Below are 1,547 nucleotides of genomic sequence, written 5' to 3'. Positions count from 1 at the left end.
AGGTCGATGGAGGTCTGCGCACCGGCCGCGACGTCGCCATCGGCGCGCTGCTGGGCGCCGACGAGTTCGGCTTCGCCACGGCGCCGCTGATTGCCGCCGGCTGCATCATGATGCGCAAGTGCCATCTCAACACCTGCCCGGTCGGCGTGGCGACCCAGGACCCGGTGCTGCGCAAGCGCTTCACCGGCCAGCCCGAGCACGTCATAAATTATTTCTTCTTCGTCGCCGAGGAGCTGCGCGAGATCATGGCGCGGCTCGGCTTCCGGACGCTGAACGAGATGATCGGCCGGGTCGACCGGCTCGACATGCATCGTGCGGTCGATCACTGGAAGGCGGGCGGCGTAGACCTGTCGCGTCTGCTGCACGTCGCGCCGGCGCGCGAGGGCGTGGCGATCTGGAACAGCGAGCAGCAGAATCACGGGCTCGACAAGGCACTCGACCATAAGCTGATCGAGGCGGCGCAGCCGGCGCTCGAGAAGGGCGAGCCGGTGCAGATCGAGCTGCCGGTCAGCAACGTCAACCGCACGGTCGGCGCCATGCTGTCGGGCGAGGTCGCCAGGCTCCATGGCCATGCCGGCCTGGCGGAGGACACGATCTCGGTGGTGTTGACCGGCACGGCCGGGCAGAGCTTCGGCGCCTTCCTCGCGCATGGCGTTTCGCTCGACCTGTCGGGCGACGCCAACGACTATGTCGGCAAGGGCCTGTCGGGCGGTCGCGTGGTCGTGCGCCAGCCCAAGGGCACCAGCCGCGATCCGCTGCAGAACATCATCGTCGGCAATACCGTGCTCTACGGTGCGATCGGCGGGGAAGCCTATTTCGAAGGCGTCGCCGGCGAGCGCTTCGCCGTGCGCAATTCGGGCGCGGTGTGCGTCGTCGAAGGCACCGGCGATCACGGCTGTGAATACATGACCGGCGGCGTGGTGGTGGTGCTGGGCGACACCGGGCGCAATTTCGCGGCCGGCATGTCGGGCGGCATCGCCTACGTCTACGATCCCAAGGCGCGCTTCGGCGAGCTCTGCAACATGTCGATGGTCGAGCTGGAATCGGTCGGTCCGGCGTCGGGCGATCGCGACAGCCCGGGCCGTCCGCGCCAGCGCGCGCTCAACGCCGACGACACCGGCATGGGCGACGTGCTGGCCTTCGACGCGGAGCGGCTGCGCATCCTCGTCGAGCGGCACCTGCTGCACACCGGCAGCGCGCGGGCGCGCGAACTCCTGGAGGATTGGGACTCCGCGCTGCACAGCTTCATCAAGGTGATGCCCAAGGACTACAAGCGGGCCTTGCTTCAGGCCAAGGAACGCGCGGCGGCGAAAGCGGTGGCAGCAGAGTAAACCGCCCGACAGCGGGCATTGCATGGACATCATGCCGAGGCGGCCCTGCGACCGTCGCCCCGACGCATGGACAGGATGGGGGAGTTTGCAAGCCATGGGTCTTCCCACCGGCTTCCTGGAGATCGAGCGCAAGGACCGGCCCTACAAGAAGGTCGAGAAGCGCCTGAAGAACTGGCAGGAGTTCGTGCTCGGCCTGCCACCGGCCGAGCTGTCGCA

Annotated in this window: 1 protein-coding gene and 1 pseudogene; both read left to right on the top strand. The window is 68.1% G+C overall.

The features are described from left to right. Window positions 1-14 precede the first annotated feature (14 nt). Window positions 15-203, top strand: a pseudogene (locus tag BGN95_RS27225) (glutamate synthase-related protein); the annotation flags it as partial. Between the two features lie 42 nt (window positions 204-245). Then, window positions 246-1,331 carry a GltB/FmdC/FwdC-like GXGXG domain-containing protein gene (locus tag BGN95_RS07170; RefSeq protein WP_502688264.1) on the top strand — a complete coding sequence of 362 codons (1,086 nt, stop codon included), beginning with the start codon at window positions 246-248 and terminating at the stop codon, window positions 1,329-1,331. The last annotated feature ends 216 nt before the right edge of the window (window positions 1,332-1,547 follow it).

It is taken from the genome of Sphingomonas sp. 66-10 (genome assembly GCF_001897045.1).
GTDB classification, from domain to species: Bacteria; Pseudomonadota; Alphaproteobacteria; order Sphingomonadales; family Sphingomonadaceae; genus Sphingomonas; species Sphingomonas lycopersici.
The sequence above is the reverse complement of the archived record's forward strand: the minus strand, read 5'-3'. Positions and strand labels throughout refer to the sequence as shown.